The 17,832-nt window shown below is 67.3% G+C and carries 12 protein-coding genes; all 12 read right to left on the bottom strand.

Features of this window, described 5'->3' with window-relative positions; all coding sequences use genetic code 11:
* Positions 1–3: 3 nt before the first annotated feature.
* Positions 4–795, bottom strand: coding sequence for an FAD binding domain-containing protein (locus E7811_RS12690; protein ID WP_136395022.1), 792 nt, complete (start codon positions 793–795; stop codon positions 4–6).
* Positions 796–808: 13 nt separating this feature from the next.
* Positions 809–3,181, bottom strand: coding sequence for a xanthine dehydrogenase family protein molybdopterin-binding subunit (locus tag E7811_RS12685; protein WP_136395021.1), 2,373 nt, complete (start codon positions 3,179–3,181; stop codon positions 809–811).
* A 58-nt stretch (positions 3,182–3,239) separates the two neighbouring features.
* Positions 3,240–3,725, bottom strand: a complete 486-nt coding sequence (locus tag E7811_RS12680; RefSeq protein ID WP_136395020.1) for a (2Fe-2S)-binding protein — start codon at positions 3,723–3,725, stop codon at positions 3,240–3,242.
* 82 nt (positions 3,726–3,807) lie between these two features.
* Positions 3,808–4,341 carry a CoxG family protein gene (locus tag E7811_RS12675; protein ID WP_136395019.1) on the bottom strand — a complete coding sequence of 178 codons (534 nt, stop codon included), beginning with the start codon at positions 4,339–4,341 and terminating at the stop codon, positions 3,808–3,810.
* A 92-nt stretch (positions 4,342–4,433) separates the two neighbouring features.
* Positions 4,434–6,653: a hybrid sensor histidine kinase/response regulator gene (locus E7811_RS12670; protein WP_136395215.1), complete on the bottom strand. Its 2,220-nt coding sequence runs from the start codon at positions 6,651–6,653 to the stop codon at positions 4,434–4,436.
* Positions 6,654–6,660: 7 nt separating this feature from the next.
* Entirely contained in the window at positions 6,661–7,812 is a 1,152-nt protein-coding gene (locus E7811_RS12665) for an FIST N-terminal domain-containing protein (protein WP_136395018.1), read from the bottom strand.
* Between the two features lie 77 nt (positions 7,813–7,889).
* Entirely contained in the window at positions 7,890–8,561 is a 672-nt protein-coding gene (locus E7811_RS12660) for a response regulator (RefSeq protein WP_136395214.1), read from the bottom strand.
* Between the two features lie 483 nt (positions 8,562–9,044).
* Positions 9,045–10,676, bottom strand: coding sequence for an alpha-D-glucose phosphate-specific phosphoglucomutase (locus E7811_RS12655; protein ID WP_136395017.1), 1,632 nt, complete (start codon positions 10,674–10,676; stop codon positions 9,045–9,047).
* On the bottom strand, positions 10,673–12,832 hold the full coding sequence (glgX, locus tag E7811_RS12650) for a glycogen debranching protein GlgX (protein WP_281277050.1): 2,160 nt from the start codon (positions 12,830–12,832) through the stop codon (positions 10,673–10,675). Before glgX ends, E7811_RS12655 begins: the two co-directional genes overlap by 4 nt.
* Positions 12,829–14,277, bottom strand: a complete 1,449-nt coding sequence (glgA, locus tag E7811_RS12645; protein WP_136395016.1) for a glycogen synthase GlgA — start codon at positions 14,275–14,277, stop codon at positions 12,829–12,831. The genes glgX and glgA overlap by 4 nt, the downstream gene beginning before the upstream one ends.
* A gap of 63 nt (positions 14,278–14,340) precedes the next feature.
* Positions 14,341–15,612 (bottom strand): glucose-1-phosphate adenylyltransferase, encoded by a 1,272-nt coding sequence (gene glgC / locus E7811_RS12640; RefSeq protein WP_136395015.1) that lies wholly within the window; start codon positions 15,610–15,612, stop codon positions 14,341–14,343.
* A 25-nt stretch (positions 15,613–15,637) separates the two neighbouring features.
* Complete coding sequence (glgB, locus tag E7811_RS12635) at positions 15,638–17,830, bottom strand: 1,4-alpha-glucan branching protein GlgB (protein ID WP_136395014.1); 2,193 nt, start codon at positions 17,828–17,830, stop codon at positions 15,638–15,640.
* Between the last annotated feature and the right edge of the window lie 2 nt (positions 17,831–17,832).

Raw genomic sequence — 17,832 nt, 5'->3', positions numbered from 1 at the left:
GTCTCAGCCGTTGGCCTGCGCCACAGCCCGGCCGGTCAGCACCTTGACCAGGTGGGCGCGGTATTCCGGCGTGCCGTGCAGGTCGCTGATCATCTCGGCGGGATCCACTGAAAGACCCTTGACCGCATCGGCGCTGAAGGACGAAGACAGCGCCTTTTCGCCCTCGGTCCAGCGGAAGACGCCGTTGTTCGACGCCCCCGTGACCGCCACGCGGACCCCGTCGCCGAACTTCGCGACGAAGACCCCGGTCAGGGCGAAGCGGCTGGCGGGCTGGTTGAACTTCACATAGGCCGCCTTTTGCGGGATCGGGAACCGGACCTCGATGACGATCTCGCCTTCTTCCAGCGCCGTGGTGAACATGCCCTGGAAATAATCGTCGGCCGCGATCTGGCGTTTGTTGGTCACCACCGTCGCGCCCGATGCGAGCACCGCGGCAGGATAGCAGGCGGCCGGGTCGTTGTTGGCGATCGATCCGCCGATCGTGCCGCGGCTTCTGACCGCGGGATCGCCGATGCCGCCCGCCAGCGCCGCCAGCGCCGGATAATGCGCCGCCGCCTCGCGGGCGACGACGGCATGGGGCGTGGCCGCGCCGATGTGCAGCCCGCCATCGCCCTTGCAGACGCCCTTCATCTCGGCGATGCCGGTCAGGCTGACCAGCGTGCCGGGCGCGGCCAGGCGCTGCTTCATCGAGGGCAGAAGCGTCTGCCCCCCCGAAAGCGCCTGTGCGTCGCCATCCGACAGGGCCTTGACGGCTTCGGCGATGGTCGAGGGTTTCACGAAGTCGAAGTTATGCATGGCTCATCCTCCCTCAGCCGTTCATCGCCGCCCAGACCCGCGCGGGCGAGACGGGCATGTCGATATGGGTCACATGGGTGTGGCCGGCGCGGTGCAGCGCGTCGATCACCGCGTTGACCACCGCGGGCGGGCTGCCGATGGCGCCGGCCTCGCCGCAGCCCTTCACCCCGAGCGGGTTGTGCGTGCAGGGTGTGCAGCAGCTGTGGTCGACCTTGAACATCGGCAGGTCGTCGGCCCGCGGCATGGCGTAATCCATGAACGAGCCGGACAGAAGCTGGCCGTTTTCGTCATAGACGCAGTTTTCCAGCAGCGCCTGGCCGATGCCCTGCGCAAGCCCGCCCTGCACCTGGCCCTCGACGATCATCGGATTGACGATGTTGCCGAAGTCGTCCGCGGCCGAGAAGGCAACGATATCGACCTTGCCTGTATCGGGATCGACCTCGACCTCGCAGCCATAGGCGCCCGAGGGATAGGTGAAGTTCGACGGATCGTAGAAGGCCGTCTCTTCAAGCCCCGGTTCGAGGTTTTCCAGCGGGTAGTTGTGCGGCACATAGGCCGCCAGCGTCACCCCCGCCCAGTCGACCGACTTGTCGGTGCCCGCCACGGTGAACTTGCCATCCTTCAGTTCGATATCGGATTCCGACGCCTCCAGAAGATGCGCGGCGATCTTCTTTGCCTTGTTGACGATCTTGTTCGTGGCCTTGACCAGGGCCGAGCCCCCCACTGCCAGCGAACGCGAGCCATAGGTGCCCATGCCCATCGGCGTGTTCGAGGTGTCGCCGTGGATGATCTCAACCTGGCCCGCGTCGATCCCGATCATCTCGGCCACGACCTGGGCGAAGCTGGTTTCATGCCCCTGCCCGTGGCTGTGGCTGCCGGTGAATACCGAGATGGAGCCGGTCGCGTTCACCCGGACGGTCGCGCTTTCGTAAAGCCCCGCCCGCGCGCCAAGCTGGCCCACGAGGTTCGACGGCGCGATGCCGCAGGCCTCGATGTAATGGGCGATGCCGAAGCCGCGCAGCTTGCCGCGTTTCGCGCTTTCCGCCGCCCGAGCGCCGAAGCCCGCGTAATCCGAGATCTCCAGCAGCTTGTCCATCGTCGCGTGGTAGTTGCCGGTGTCATAGACCACGGCGACCGGCGTCTGATAGGGGAACTGATCGGCGGTGATGAAGTTCTTCCGGCGCAGTTCGATCGGGTCGACGCCCAGTTCGCGCGCCGCCTTGTCGATCAGCCGCTCCAGCTGGAAGGTCGCCTCGGGTCGGCCTGCGCCCCGGTAGGCATCGACCGGAACGGTGTTGGTGAAGACCGCCTTCACGTTCACATAGATCAGCGGCGTCCGGTAGTTGCCCGCCATCAGCGTGCCGTGCAGCCAGGTCGGGATCGAGGGTGCGAAGGTCGACAGATAGGCCCCCATGTTGGCGTAGGTTTCGGTGCGGATCGCGGTGAAGTTGTGATCGGCATCCAGCGCAAGTTCGATCTTGGTCACATGGTCGCGGCCATGGGCGTCGGAAATGAACGCCTCGGAGCGGGTCGAGGTCCATTTCACCGGGCGCTTCAGGATATGGGCCGCCTTGGTGACGAAGGCCTCTTCGGCATAGTGATAGATCTTCGAGCCGAAGCCGCCGCCCACGTCGGGCGCCACCACGCGCAGCTTGTGTTCCGGGATGCCCAGGACGAAGGCCCCCATCAGAAGCCGGATCACATGCGGGTTCTGGCTGGTGGTGTAAAGCGTGTGGTTGCCGGAATGGTCTTCGTAATCGCCCACGGCCACGCGCGGTTCCATCGGGTTGGCGACAAGGCGGTTGTTCTTCAGTTCGAGGCTGACGACATGGGCGGCCTTGCCGAAGGCGGCGTTGACCGCCTCCTTGTTCTCCTCGACGAAGCCCCAGTCGTAACAAAGGTTCGACGCAAGGTCGTCATGCACCTTGGTCGCGCCATCCGCCAGCGCGGCCTTCATGTCGAGAACCGGCTCCAGTTCCTCGATGTCGATCACGACGGCCTCGGCGGCGTCGCGCGCCTGTTCCAGCGTCTCGGCCACCACGACGGCGATCGGGTCGCCCACATGGCGCACCTTGCCTTCGGCGAGGATCGGGTGCTTGGGTTCCTGCATCGGCTTGCCGAAGCGGTCGGTCACCTGCCAGCCGCAGGGCAGCCCGCCCGCGCCCTCGAAATCCTTAGACGTGAACACCTTCGCAACGCCCGGCATGGCTTCGGCGGCACTGGTGTCGATGGACCGGATCCGGCCATGCGCCACGTCCGAGCGGATGAAATGCGCGTAAAGCTGGCCACGGATGTTGATGTCGTCGGTATAGCGTCCCTTCCCGGTCAGGAAGCGGACGTCTTCGCGCCGCTTGGTGCTGGCGCCGATGCCACCGTCTTTCGGCATGGAATCCTCCCTTTGTCCGTTGCTTCAACAAAGCACGGTAATTGATTGTTTTTTCGCTTTATTCTGCGGCGATCTTCGAAACGTCCTGGCCACTGGCCGCCAGCACCGCCTTGACGATGTTGTGGTATCCCGTGCAGCGGCAGATGTTGCCTTCCAGATGGTGGCGCACCTCGGCCTCGGTCGGCTTGGGGTTTTCCGCCAGAAGCGCGGCCGCGCTCATCACCATGCCCGGCGTGCAGAAGCCGCATTGCAAGCCGTGATGGTCCTGAAACGCTTGCTGGATCTTGCCGAGGCTGCCGTCGGGATTGGCCATGCCTTCGATCGTGCGCACATCCGCGCCGGCCACGTCATGCGCCAGCACGGTGCAGGATTTCACTGCCTGCCCGTCCACATGCACCACGCAGGCCCCGCATTGCGAGGTGTCGCAGCCGACATGCGTTCCGGTCATCCCCAGCCCCTCGCGCAGGAAGCTGGACAGAAGCGTCCGCCCCTCCGCCTCGGCCGAGACCGTCTTTCCGTTCACGGTCATCGTGAGTTTCGCCATTTTTCTCCTCCCTTGGATCGGCCGCGGGCATCGGCGATGCCCCGGCCTCTTGATTGCCTGGGTCGGCTTGCGTCTGCGGCGGTCAGCCGATCAGGCGCTTGAACCAACCCTTCTTCTTTTCGCCCGAATCAGCAACGGCTTCGTCACCTTCGGCGGCCTCCTCCGCCTCGGCGGGGCCTTCGACGGCCTCCTGGAAGCGGGTGAAGAAATCATCGGCCATCTTCTTGGCAAAGCCGTCGATGATGCGGCTACCCAGCTGTGCCAGCTTGCCGCCAACGTTGGCCTGCACTTCATAGGTAAGCCGCGTGCCGCCATCCTCAAGCGGTTCAAAGCCGACGTTGGCCCCCCCCTTGGCAAAGCCCGCAGGCCCGCCCTTGCCCTCGCCGCTGATCCTGAGGCTGCGCCCCTCGACAATGTCCGAGATCGTAACCACCCCGGTGAAGCGCGCCTTGACCGGGCCCACCTTCTGCACCACGACCGCCTCGTAGCCATCGGTCAGTGATCCGGTGAGGGATTCGCAGCCGGGCACGCAGGCCTGAAGCACCTCGGGGTCAAGGATCGCGGCCCAGACGATATCCGGCGCGGCGCCGATCTCGCGGCTGTCCTTCAGTTCCATGCTGTCCTCCCTCGCTTGGTCCTGACGTTACGCAAAGCGGCACATCCGCGCTATGGAACCTTGGTCGTAGTCCCGCGGCAACGCCATCCGTTTCACCCCGCGATCCCCCCCGGCCCAAAGGCCAGCACCAGCCAGTCGCGCAGCGCGCGCAGGTCCAGCGGCTTGGCCATAAGCCCCACCCCGGCCCGCGCGCAGGCCACGGCCAGCCCCTCGCCCCGGTCGGCGCTGATGATCAGCGCGGGCACGCCCGTAAGCCCCGCCGCGAAATCAAGGCCCCTTGGCCCGTCGCCAAGCTGCTGGTCCGCGATCACCGCATCGGGCAGGATGCCCAGTTCCGACAGAAGCGCATCGGCCGCGTCGGCGGTGTCGGCCTCGATCACCTCGGCGCCCCATCCTTCCAGAACAAGGCCGAGCGCGCGGCGCAGGTCCGGGTCATTCTCGACCAGAAGGACGATCCGCCCCGCCAGCCCCTGCCCGGCCCCGTCGGTCTGCGGCACCGACGGCGCCGGCGCGCGGCGTGTCCCGGCCAGCGGAACGGTCACGCGAAAACAGGTGCCCCGCCCCGGAACCGACGACAGGTCAAGCGGATGGCCCAGAAGCCCGCAGGCCCGTTCCACGATGGTCAGGCCAAGGCCCATCCCCTCGCTGGCCGAGGCACGGGCGTTCAGGCGGTGGAACTCGCGGAAGATGTCCTGCTGGTCGGCCTCGGCGATCCCCGGCCCGCTATCCCAGACCTCGATCCTGAGCGCCCCGCCCCGCCGCCTTGCACCCACCACCACGCCGCCCCGGTCGGTGTAGCGCACCGCGTTGGCGATCAGGTTCTGCAGGATGCGCCGCAGGTAGGCGGCATCGCTTTCCACGATTGCCCCGCCCGTGGGCCGCACCACAAGCCTCAGCCCCCTTGCCGCGGCCAGCGCGGTGAATTCGTCGCGCAGGGGTGTCAACATCCGGTCAAGGTCCACCGGCCCGACCGCCAGCGCGGCCTTGCCGCTTTCCAGCTTGGAGATGTCCAGAAGCGCGCCAAGGATGGATTCCACGGAATCAAGCGCATTCTGCGCCTTGAGCAGCGTGTCCCGCGCGCGCGGGTCGATCGCGTCCTCGCCCACGGCGGCGATGAACAGCTTGGCCGCCGACAAGGGTTGCAGCAGGTCATGGCTTGCCGCCGCGACGAAACGCGACCGGCTGGCATTGGCCCGTTCGGCATGGGCCAGCGCATCCTCAAGCTCCAGCGTGCGTTCCGTCACCCGCGCCTCGAGCGTTTCGTTGGCGCGGCTCAGCGCGGCGATGGCGGCGCGTTCGGTGGTCACATCCGAAAAGCTCATCACGAAGCCCCCGCCGGGCATCCCTTCGGCAAAGACCGAAAGCACCAGCCCCGCCTCGGTGCGCACCTCGAAGCGCAGGGGTTCGCGCGTGGCCGCGCCTTCGGCCCGCCGTGCCCAGCCATCCAGCCGGTCCACCGTCATCCCGTCGGCGAAGGTCAGGGTTTCCGCCGCCCGTTCCAGAAGCGCCCCGAAATCCAGCCCGATCCGGAAGCGGAACAGCGGGATCTCCAGCAAGAGACCCAACCGCCGGTTCCAGCCGATCAGTTGCCCGGCGGCGTCGAAGATGCAGATGCCCTGATCCAGATGTTCCAGCGTCGCCCGCGCCAGCCGCGCCTGATCGTCCAGAAGCCGCCCGCGTTCCTCGCGTTCGTTGCGAATGATGTCGGTCACGTCGGTCTGAAGGATCACCGTCCCGCCGTTCGGGGTGCGGTGTTCGCTGACCTGGACCCAGCGGTCCCAGATCATGCGGACGTTGAAGATGACATGCCGATCCTTGTGGCGGCGCAACCGGCGGATGGCCCAATCCGCGGCCGTCTCGCCGGGGGGCAGTTCCAGAAAGCGCGACCGGCTGACCAGCCCGACGTAATCGGCGAAGGACAGTCCGGGCCGCAGGGCGGCGCGGACATCCTGCATGTGCATACCGAAGCGGGAATTGTGCATCACCAGAACGTCGCCCGCGTCGAACAGGGCAAAGCCTTCCTGCACCGTTTCGATCGCGTCGGACAGGTTCTGCCGCGCGGCCTCCAGATCGCGGTTCGCCTCGGCCAGACGCGCGTTCGACGTGTTCAGCAGGTCCAGCGCATGTTCCAGATCGCGGGTGCGTTCGCGCACCTCGTCCTCCAGAAGCGCGGCGCGCTGGAACTGGGTGTAGGCGGCGCCGCCGTCATCGGTGCCCTGTTCGACCCGGCGCATCAGCACCTCGACGATCTGCAACAGCTTTTCCCGCTGGCGGTCGGGCGGATCGGCCGGGTTGATCAGCGCATGCGACAGCATCGGCTCAGGCCCCCGGCGGGAACAGGGCAACCCCCGTCATCGTCTGGTTGACATGCATGGAATTGACCTGTTCGCCATAGGTGGAAAACCCCACCACCCGGTGCCGGCGCAGGATGTCGGAAACAGCGCCGAACTTCTGCTTTTCCAGCGCCTCCATCCGCCGCAGGATGCAGTCGGCGGCAAGGATCGCCTCGGGCGCGATGCCTTCGGACAGGGCCGACAGCGCGCCTTCCAGATGCGCGACCATGTCCTGGGGTTCGGCCAGCGTCAGCACCAGCCCTTCGTCGATCGCGGAAAAGAAGATCAGGTCGCCGTTGTCATCCATCCGCTGGATCGACCGCACATGGTGCCGCCCGCCGATCCGCACGACGACGGGATGGGCGGCGAAGGTGAAGGTGGTCAGCTGGCCCGGGTCCTTGCCCAGCAGGCGGGCATATTCCAGCGCGGCCGGTTCGGCGTTGATTCGCCGGACGCGGCGGCTGCGCGGATCGGCATCCGTCACCACCATCCGCGTGTCCGTCGGGCGCAGATGATCGAGGCTGAACACCCGCGCGCGGCAGGAACTGCGCACCATCGTCAGCACCGCGCCGCGCTGCACCAGTCGCCCGCGATGCAGGATGAAGGTTTCGCGGAACCGCACCCCATCGCCCGCCGACCCGCCGAAAAGCGGCACCGGGCCAAGCCCGCTGGCCAGCGCCGCTGCCAGTTCGTCCTCGCGCGTGGAAAGCCCGTCGACCATCAGGAAGGCGAATTCGTGGTCCCAGTCGGGCCGCGCCTGCGCCAGACCGTGCCGGCAGCGGATCAGATCGCCAATCACCGCCTGCCGGTCGATGCGGTCGAGATCGGGAAAGAGGATCGTCTCGGCCGCGAACCATGCCGAGGGCAGGCCGACGGCCACGATCTCGTCCTCGGTATAGCCGTCATCGGAAATCTCGCCCGCCGTGGTGCAGCCCGAGACGGGTGTGTCCGGCAGGCAGGCCGCAACAGCGGCGGCCAGCCGCCCCAGATCGGCGGCGGGCGAGACGAACAGGAACACCGCCGCGAAGGGGCCGGGTCCCAGCCCCTCGCACAACCGGTCCGGGGCGTCGGGCGCCCGCGCCGGGCAATGGGCGCTGCGCACGATCCGTTCGTCGCGGGGCAAGGGGGGAAGGGTCAAGCGGGCGTTCCTGTGGCTGGCGGATCAAGGCTAGGCCGGATGGGCGATTCGGAAAACGCCCCCGGAACAGGGGGCCGTCACCCGCCCGGCCCGTCCTCGGGCATGAGGCTTGCGAAACTGGCCTGCTTGGCGACCAGCACCGCCTGGGTGCGGCTGTGCACGCCCAGCTTGCGCATGATCGCGGTGACATGCGCCTTGACGGTCGTTTCCGCGATCGACAGATCATGGGCGATCTGCTTGTTCAGGCGCCCCTCGCAGATCAGTTGCAGGATGCGCGCCTGCTGGCGGGTCAGTTGCGACAGGCGTTCGATCGCGGTTTCCTGCGGGCTGTCCGCGCCGGGATTGCCGCCCGCGCCTTCCATCCCCTCGGGCAGATAGCGCGCGCCTGCCCGGATCGCCTCGAAAGCCGCGCGGAACACCTCGCGCCGGGCGTGCTTGGGGATGAAGCCGACGGCACCGGCGCGCATCGCCGCCCCCACCACGCGCGCATCGGCCAGCGACGACACCACGACCACCGGCACCTGAGGCGCGGCGGCGCGCAGCCGGATCAGCCCGTCAAGCCCGTCGACATCGGGAAGGTTCAGGTCCAGCACGACGACATCGGGCAGCCCCCCTCGATCCAGCCGCGCGATTGCCTCGTCCATAAGCCCCACCGCCTCGACGGCGGCGAACCCTGCAACCGCGCGCAGCGTGATCGACAGCGCGTCGCAGAACAGCGGATGGTCATCCACGATGAGGGCGCTGGCCATGCGCCTTTCGTCGCACGAACCGCCGGGCGTCGTGCCGGGTGTCGCGTCTGCCCGGTCCTCCGGCCGTGCCTGATCGGGCGCGCTGTGCGGCACCTGCATGGGCTGACCCTCCTCTCCTCACCCGAAGGCTAGCGCCGTGCGCGCCCTGCCGCAACCGGTGCTTAGGTCGGGGTGTTCCGCCCGCACGGGGAGGCGGGCAAGATCGCCGTCTGGCAACGCATGGCAGGACGGTCCGACGGCCATCCGTCATCCGGATTGGGAAGGGAGGCGTTCATTTCCCGATGCTTCATCCCTTGCGGGTGTCCTTCACCACCATCTTGCCGGACATGACGCAGCTGCCGGAGGGGCGCGTAACGCCGGTCTGGCACGATGATCGCAACCCGAACGGCGATCCCGAGGGGGGCGGGGTTCACTTTGCCTGACGTGTTTCCCGACACGATCGTGATCTTCTGACCGGCGGCCCACCGGGCCTGGCGGTCGGGGTCAGGTCACCACGTCCGGCGCGCTGCGGCCGGTGTGCGCGGCGATCCCGGCGATTTCGTGCGCGGCGGCGATCACGGGGGCAAGCTCTGCCTGCGCATCACCCGCCAGCCCGTCCGGCCCCGGCACAAAGCGTTCCAGATAAAGCCTGAGCGTCGCACCTTCCGTCCCGGTGCCCGACAGCCGCAGCACCGCGCGGCTGCCGCCCTCGAACAGAAGCCTGACCCCCTGCCCCGAGGAAACCGACCCATCGACCGGATCGGCATAGGAAAAATCATCCGCCGCCGCGACAGTCAGCCCCCCTGCCCGGTGGCCTGCAAGCCCGGAAAGACGGCTGCGAAGGTCGGCCATCATCGCCTCGGCCGCCGCGGTGGGGATGCCTTCAAAATCGTGACGGCTGTAATAGTTGCGCCCGAACCGCGCCCAATGGCCGCGAAGGATGTCGGCCACGCTTTCCCCGCGCACGGCTAGGATGTTCAACCACAGAAGCACGGCCCACAGGCCATCCTTTTCGCGCACATGGTCGGACCCGGTGCCAAAGCTTTCCTCGCCGCAGATCGTGGCGCGACCCGCATCCAGCAGGTTGCCGAAGAACTTCCAGCCGGTCGGCGTCTCATAGGCGGGAATGCCAAGCGCCTCGGCCACGCGATCCGCGGCGGCGGATGTGGGCATCGACCGCGCCACCCCCTTCAGACCGCCCCGGTAGCCCGGCGCAAGGTGGGCGTTCGCGGCCAGCACCGCCAGGCTGTCAGAGGGGCTGACATAAATCCCCCGCCCCACCACCATGTTGCGGTCGCCGTCGCCATCCGAGGCGGCGCCGAAATCCGGCGCGTGGGGGCCCATCATCTCGTCCATCAGGGGCTTGGCCCAGGTGGGGTTCGGATCGGGATGCAGGCCACCGAAATCCGGAAGCGGCGTGGCGTTCACCACCGTGCCCTTTGGCGCGCCAAGGCGGTTTTCAAGGATTTCGGTCGCATAGGGCCCGGTCACGGCGCACATCGCATCCATCCGCATCCGGAAGCCGCCCGCGAACATCGCCCGGATCGCGGAAAAGTCGAACAGCGTCTCCATCAGGTCCGCGTAATCGGCCACCGGATCGACGACATCCACAGCCATCGCGCCCAGGGTTTGCCGCCCGAGGCGCGACAGGTCCACGTCCTGCGCCTCGGTCATCCGGTATCCGTCGATCACCTGCGTGCGGGCAAAGATCGCCTCGGTCACGGCTTCGGGGGCGGGGCCGCCGTTCGGCATGTTGAACTTGATCCCGAAATCCTCGGCCTCGCCGCCGGGGTTGTGGCTGGCCGACAGGATGATCCCGCCATCGGTGCGGTTCAGCCGGATCAGGTGGCTGGCGGCCGGCGTCGACAGGATCGCACCCTGCCCCACGATCACCCCGGCCGCGCCATTGGCCGCCGCCATGCGCAGGATCACCTGCGCCGCCCGGTCGTTGAAGTAGCGCCCGTCGCCACCCAGGACAAAGGTCTTGCCCCCGCAGCCAACGACATCGAACAGCGCCTGCACGAAGTTTTCCAGGTAATGCGCCCCCATGAAGACGCGCGTCTTCTTGCGCAGGCCGGAGGTGCCGGGTTTCTGCCCGGCGATCGGGGCGGTCTTGACGGTGCTGACGCTGGTCATGCGGGATTTCCTTCGGGATTTGTGTCAAAGACCATCACGGAATGGGCCGGGATTTCAAGGCGCGACGGCACGGTTTCGGGCACGGTTTCGGGCACGGCTTCGGGCCCGGCCTCGGGCCCGGCCTCGGGGCGCGTCGTATCCAGCACCAGCCGCCAACCACCCGGCGCGGTATCGGGCAGTGTCAGCGCCTGCGCAGGCCCCGCGTTGAAGACCGCGTAGATGGCCGAGGCATCGGCCCCCGCCCCTTCGGCGGCCATGCGCAGTTCCACGCCCAGGCAGCGGAAGGCGGGATCGTGCCAGTCCTCGGGCCCAGGCACCCGGCCGTCCGACCGGCGCCAGATCACATCGGGCAGCCCGTCGACCGGGCGTTCGCGCCCGTGCAGGAACCGCCGCTGCCGCAACACGGGATGCGCCGCCCTGAGCCGCGCCAGCCGCGCCACGAACCGCGCCAGCCCTTCGTCCACGTCCCCCCACGCCACCCAGCCCGTCTGATTGTCCTGCGCATAGGCGTTGTTGTTGCCGCCCTGCGAATTGCCGATCTCGTCGCCCGCAAGGATCATCGGAACCCCTTGCGACAGGAACAGCGTCGCCAGCAGGTTGCGCTTGCGCAGGTCGCGCGCCGCGCGGATGGCGGGGTCCTTCGTCGGCCCCTCGACCCCGAGGTTGTCGGAATGGTTGTCGTCATGCCCGTCGCGGTTCTCTTCGCCATTGGCAAGGTTGCGCTTGACGCTGTAGCTGACCAGATCCTCAAGCGTGAAACCGTCATGGGCCGTCACGAAATTGACCGAGGCCGTGGCCGCGCGGCCGGAATGGTCAAAGCGTTCCGCGCTGCCCAGAAGCCGCTTGGCCAGGTCCGTCGCCAGCCCCGGATCGCCCCGCCAGAACCGCCGCACCCCATCACGGAACCGGTCGTTCCATTCCGAGAAGGGATGCGGAAAGGCGCCCAGCTGATAGCCGCCCGGCCCGATGTCCCAGGGCTCGGCGATCAGCTTGACACGCGACAGGACCGGATCCTGCCGGAGCGCGTCCAGGAAACCGCCCGCCGGATCGAAGCCATGCGCCTCGCGGGCAAGGGCCGGGGCCAGGTCAAAGCGGAAGCCGTCGATATGAAAGGTCTCGACCCAGTAGCGCAGCGAATCCATCACCATCCGCAGCACCATCGGATGGGTCAGATCTAACGTGTTTCCGGTGCCCGTGTCGTTGACATAGAACCGCCCGCCGTCACGCAGCCGATAGTAACTGCGGTTGTCGAGCCCCCGGAACGCCAGCGTGGGCCCCAGTTCGTCGCCCTCGCCGGTGTGGTTGTAGACCACATCGAGGATCACCTCGATCCCCGCGGCATGAAAGCGGCGCACCATCGTCCGGAATTCGAGGATCGCGTCGCGGCTCATGTAGCGGGGTTCGGGGGCGAAGAAGCCGATCGTCTGATAGCCCCAGTAATTCGACAGTCCCCGCATCACCAGAAACCGGTCATCGACGAAGGCCTGCACCGGAAGAAGTTCCACCGCCGTCACGCCCAGTTTCACCAGATGATCCAGCACCGCATCCGAGGACAGGCCCAGATAGGTGCCGCGCAGGGCAGGTTCGACCTTCGGATGCGTGGCCGTCATCCCCTTCACATGCGCCTCGCAGATCACGCTTTCGGCCATCGGGCGCTGCGGTGAGGGATCGTCCGGCCAGTCAGCGGCGGGGGCCGTCACCACGGCCTTCGGTACGGCAAAGGCGCTGTCGCGGGCATCGAAGGACAGGTCGGCGCGCGGGCTTCCCACCTTGTAGCCCATCAGCGCATCCGACCACTTCAGCCGCCCCGTCAGCCGCCGCGCATAGGGATCGAGCAAAAGCTTGTGCGGGTTGAACCGGTGCCCGCCTTCCGGCGCGTAGGGCCCGTGCGCCCGAAAGCCATAGACCTGCCCCGGCAGAACGCCGCCCAGATGGACATGCCAGACATCCCCGTCGCGGTCACGGATCGGGATCCGGCACAGCTCGCGCCGCCCGTCGGCCGAAAAGAGGCACAGTTCCATCGCTTCAGCATGGGCCGAGAAGACCGCGAAATTCGTCCCCTCGCCGTCGAAAGTGGCCCCCATCGGCCAGGGCCGTCCCGCCCCGACCGAATGGCCCTGAAGCCGCGCGGGCAAATGGCGCCGGTCGGCGTTCACGCCTCCTGCCCCCCGGCCAGCCCGGCATAAAGCGCGGAATAGGCCGCGGCCGAAGTTTCCCAGCCGACCGGCTGGCGCATCGCGTTTCTTTGCAGCCGCGCCCAGTCGGCGGGCCGCGCATAAAGCGCCAGCAGACGGCGCAGCGCCTGTCCGAAGGCCAGCGCATCGGTCGGGTGAAAGGTGATGCCCGTGGCAACGCCCGCCGCCATCGCCGCCGGGTTCGCGTCGATCACCGTATCGGCAAGCCCCCCTGTCGCAGCCACGACCGGAAGCGTGCCATGGCGCAGCCCGTACATCTGCGTCAGCCCGCAGGGTTCGAACCGCGACGGCACCAGAACCGCGTCGCCGCCCGCAAACATCCGGTGGCTCAGCCCCTCGTCATAGCCGATCCGGACCGCGACCCTGCCGGGAAAGCGCACGGCAAGCGCGCGCATCGCCTCTTCCAGCGCCGGGTCGCCCGACCCCAGCACGGCAAGCCCGCCCCCTCCGGCCACGAAGGCCGGGATCACCGCCGGCAGCAGGTCGATCCCCTTCTGGTCGGTCAGCCGGCTGACCACGATGGCAAGCGGCCCGGCCACCTCAAGCCCGAATTCGGCACAAAGCGCCCGCCGGTTCGCGGCCTTTCCCCGCATCCGCCCCGGACCGAAGGGCACAGGCGCGGCCTCGGGCGACCAGAGCGCCGTGTCGACCCCGTTCAGGATCCCCGACAGCCGGTCGGCCCGCGCCGCGATCACGCCCTCAAGCCCCATCCCGAATTCGGGCCGCATCAGTTCGGCAGCATAGCTGGGGGAAACCGTGGTGATCCGGTCGGCCCAGACAAGGCCCGCCTTTAGGCTGGACAGCCCGCCATAATATTCCAGCCCGTCGGGATGAAAATCCGCGGCCTCCAGCCTGAGCGCCGCAAGACGCTCTGCCCCGGCCCATCCCTGAAAGGCGATGTTGTGCACCGTCATCACCGAAGGCACGCCCGCCCCCGCCAGATAGACCGGCGCGAACCCCGCCTGCCAGTCATGGGCATGCAGCACGTCGGGCCGCCAGCCATCCGAAAGCCCTCCGCGCGCGATCCGCGCGGCGATCCAGGACAGGGCCGCGAAGCGTTCCGGATTGTCGGGCCAGTCGCCACCCGGCCCGGAATAGGGCCCGCCCTCGCGGTCGAACAGATGCCCGGCCTCCAGCACAAGCAGGCCGATGCCGGCCACCTCGCCCGCCCGGACGATGCCCGCCCCGCCAAAGAGGTCCGCCTCGCGCATCACTTCCGGCCAGCCCGCCACCTGCGGCAGGATCGATCGATAGGCCGGGATCAGCACCCGCATCTCCCATCCGAAGGGCGCAAGCGCGGCGGGAAGCGCGCCCACCACATCGGCAAGGCCCCCGGTCTTGACCAGAGGCACGCATTCGGACGCCACCGAAAGAACCCTGCCACCCATCGCCTTCGCCCTTTTCATTCTGGCCCAAATATCCCGGGGGTCCGGGGGCAGAGCCCCCGGTCCGTCCCCGCAGCCCCAGCCTTACCCCAGGGTGCGGGCGCGCGCATCCAGCATGTCCTGCGTGATCAGGACGATGCCCGCCTCGGTCCGGCGGAACCAGCGCGCGTCCTCCTCCGGGTCCTGCCCCACAACCAGACCCTCGGGGATGATGACACCCCGGTCGATGACGCAGCGGGCAAGGTCCGCCTTGCGCTTGACCACCACATGCGGCAGCGCCACGACATGTTCCAGCGTCGAATAGCTGTGCGTCCGGCAGCCGGTGAACAGAAGCGAATTCCGGACCTCCGACCCCGACACGATGCAGTCGCCCGACACCAGCGAGGAGACGGCAGAGCCGCGCCGCCCGTCCTCGTCATGGATGAACTTGGCCGGCGGCACGATCTCGGCATAGGTCCAGATCGGCCAGCTGTTGTCGTAGAGGTCAAGCTTCGGCACGAAATCCGTCAGGTCGATATTGGCCTGCCAGAAGGCGTCGATGGTGCCCACGTCGCGCCAGTAGGGTTCATCCTCCAGCCCGCTTGTCACGCAGCTTTCGGCAAAGCGGTGCGCCATCGCCTTGCCTTGCCGTACGATCTGCGGGATCAGGTCATTGCCGAAATCATGGCTGGAATTCGGATCGGCCATGTCGCGGATCAGCAGATCGCGCAGGAAGGCCCAGTCAAAGACATAGATCCCCATCGAGGCCAGCGCATGCGCCGGATCGCCGGGGATATGGGGCGGTTTCGCGGGTTTTTCGAGGAAGGACAGGATGCGCCCCTCCTTGTCCACATCCATCACGCCGAAGGCCGCGGCCTCGGCCAGCGGAACCGTCAGGCAGCCGATGGTCACGTCCGCCCCGGTGGCGACATGCTGTTGCAGCATGATCTCGTAATCCATCTTGTAGATGTGGTCGCCCGCAAGGATCACGACATACTGCACATTGTAGCTGTCGACGATGTCGATGTTCTGGGCGACGGCATCGGCGGTGCCCAGATACCACTTCGTTTCGTCCACGCGCTGGCTGGCGGGCAGGATGTCGAGGTATTCGTTCCGTTCCGCCCGAAAGAAGTTCCAGCCGCGCTGGCAATGCCGGATCAGGGAATGTGCCTTGTACTGGGTGGCGATCGCCATCTTGCGGATGCCCGAGTTCAGCGCGTTCGACAGCGCAAAGTCGATGATCCGCGTCTTGCCGCCGAAATAGACGGCCGGTTTCGCGCGCTTGTCGGTCAGTTCCTTCAACCGGCTGCCCCGCCCCCCGGCCAGGACAAAGGCCATCGCCTGCGACGACAGGCGCGTGTTCGGTCTTGCTTTCAACTCCGTCCCTCCCCCGATGCGGGCCTCAGCCCCGTTTCAACCAGATCCCCGAAAGCGGCGGCACCGTGACTTCGGCCGAATGGGCGCGCCCGTGGGCGCCAATGGGTTCGGCCGTGATGGCGCCCATGTTGCCCCGGTTGCGCCCGCCATAGGCCGCGGCGTCGGTGTTCAGGATCTCGTGCCACTGCCCTGCCTCGGGCAGCCCGACGCGCCAGCGCCGTTCAACGGGGGTGAAGTTCATCACCGCCATCACCGGCGCGTCGCCTGTCCTGCCCTTGCGCAGCCAGGCGTATAGCGACAGCGCCGCCTCGTTCGGCTCGATCCATTCGAACCCGTCGGGGCGCGTGTCATGGACATGAAGCGCGGGCGTCTCGCGATAAAGACGGTTCAGGTCGCGCACCAGCGCCTGCATACCACGGTGCTGCGCGGCCTCTGGCCCCTCGTCCTCGATCAGGTGCCAGTCGAGGCTCTGGTTGTGGTTCCATTCGCGGGCTTGCGCGAATTCCTGCCCCATGAACAACAGCTTCTTTCCCGGATGCGCCCACATGAAGGCGTAATAGGCGCGCAGGTTGGCAAAGCGTTCTAGGTCGTCGCCCGGCATCTTGCCCAGCATGCTGCCCTTGCCGTGAACCACCTCGTCATGGCTGATCGGCAGGATGTAGTTCTCTGACCAGGCGTAATGCAGGCCGAAGGTCATCTGGTGGTGGTGGAACTGGCGATAGACCGGGTCCTTCTGGATGTAGGACAGCGTGTCGTTCATCCAGCCCATGTTCCACTTGAACCCGAAGCCAAGCCCGCCCTGATCCACCTGGCGCGACACGCCGGGAAAGGCGGTGCTTTCCTCGGCCACCGTCATGATCCCCGGCACCTCTGCATAGGCGGTGCGGTTCATCCGCTGCAACATGGCGATGGCTTCGTAATTCTCGCGCCCGCCGTCGCGGTTTGGCACCCATTCGCCCTCGCGCCGGGAATAGTCGCGGTAGAGCATCGAGGCCACCGCATCCACCCGCAGCCCGTCGATGTGGTATTCCTCAAGCCAGTAAAGGGCATTCGACACGAGGTAGTTCTGCACCTCGGTCCGGCCGTAATTGTAGATCAGGGTGTTCCAGTCCTGGTGAAAACCTTCCTTAGGATCGGCATGTTCGTAAAGCGCGGTGCCGTCGAACCGGCCAAGCCCGTGCGGATCGGTCGGGAAATGGCCCGGCACCCAGTCGAGGATCACGCCAAGCCCGCGCCGGTGCGCGGCATCGACGAAGGCGCGGAATTCCTCGGGCGTGCCGTGGCGGATGGTGGGCGCGTACATACCCACCGGCTGATAGCCCCAGGACCCGTCGAACGGGTATTCGCTGACCGGAAGACATTCGATATGGGTGAATCCCATGTCAGCGGCGTAACCGACCAGCTGATCGGCCAGTTCGACATAAGACAGCATCCTGTCGCCCGGCGCCCGCCGCCACGATCCCAGATGCACCTCGTAGACGGACACGGGCGCATCGACATGGTTCCGCGCGGCGCGGGCCGACATCCAGCCCTCGTCGTGCCAGTCACCGCCGATCCGGCGCACGACACTGGCGTTGGCGGGTGGGTGTTCCGACCCGAAGCCCACCGGATCGGCCTTGAGCGGCAGGATCATCCCGCCCATGGCGCGGATTTCGTATTTGTACCGGGTGCCATCGGAAAGACCGGGGATGAAGATCTCCCACACGCCGGTCGCGCCCCGGCGGCGCATCGGGTGGCAAAGCCCGTTCCAGTGGTTGAAATCGCCCACTACGCTGACGCGTTCGGCATTGGGGGCCCAGACCGCGAAATGCACGCCCGCGGCACCCTCATGCGTGATCGGATGCGCCCCGAGCACCTGCCAGATCCGCTGATGCGTGCCCTCCGCCAGAAGGTATTCGTCGATCTGGCCCAGAACCGGACCAAAGCGAAAGGGATCGTCCCACTCCCATGTCGTGCCATTTCCTTCGGCGCGCAGACGGTAGGCGCCTGCCCCCGGCACGACGGCCGAGAACAACCCCGGCGCACCCGGCACCGGGGCAAGTTCGGTTTCCGCCTCGGTCAGGGCCAGCACCCGCTCTGCCCCTGGCACAAGGGCGGTGATCGTGCGCCCGCGCCCGCCGCCGTGCGGCCCAAGCACCGCGAAGGGATCGCCGTGCCGCCCTTCGACAAGCGCGCGGGCGGTCGCGTGATCCACGGTGGGGGCAGTGGCCTTGGCCATGT

The organism is Aliigemmobacter aestuarii, from assembly GCF_004799285.1.
Taxonomy (GTDB): domain Bacteria; phylum Pseudomonadota; class Alphaproteobacteria; order Rhodobacterales; family Rhodobacteraceae; genus Aliigemmobacter; species Aliigemmobacter aestuarii.
This window is presented reverse-complemented; position numbering and strand designations above follow the sequence as displayed.

Bases quoted from the DNA above. Each gene is read 5' to 3' on its own strand.
- E7811_RS12655 (WP_136395017.1), bottom strand. From the start codon at position 10,676: ATGACCAGCGTCAGCACCGTCAAGACCGCCCCGATCGCCGGGCAGAAA.
- E7811_RS12685 (WP_136395021.1), bottom strand. From the start codon at position 3,181: ATGCCGAAAGACGGTGGCATCGGCGCCAGCACCAAGCGGCGCGAAGAC.
- E7811_RS12660 (WP_136395214.1), bottom strand. From the start codon at position 8,561: ATGGCCAGCGCCCTCATCGTGGATGACCATCCGCTGTTCTGCGACGCG.
- E7811_RS12675 (WP_136395019.1), bottom strand. From the start codon at position 4,341: ATGGAACTGAAGGACAGCCGCGAGATCGGCGCCGCGCCGGATATCGTC.
- E7811_RS12690 (WP_136395022.1), bottom strand. From the start codon at position 795: ATGCATAACTTCGACTTCGTGAAACCCTCGACCATCGCCGAAGCCGTC.
- glgB (WP_136395014.1), bottom strand. From the start codon at position 17,830: ATGGCCAAGGCCACTGCCCCCACCGTGGATCACGCGACCGCCCGCGCG.
- glgA (WP_136395016.1), bottom strand. From the start codon at position 14,277: ATGAAAAGGGCGAAGGCGATGGGTGGCAGGGTTCTTTCGGTGGCGTCC.
- E7811_RS12680 (WP_136395020.1), bottom strand. From the start codon at position 3,725: ATGGCGAAACTCACGATGACCGTGAACGGAAAGACGGTCTCGGCCGAG.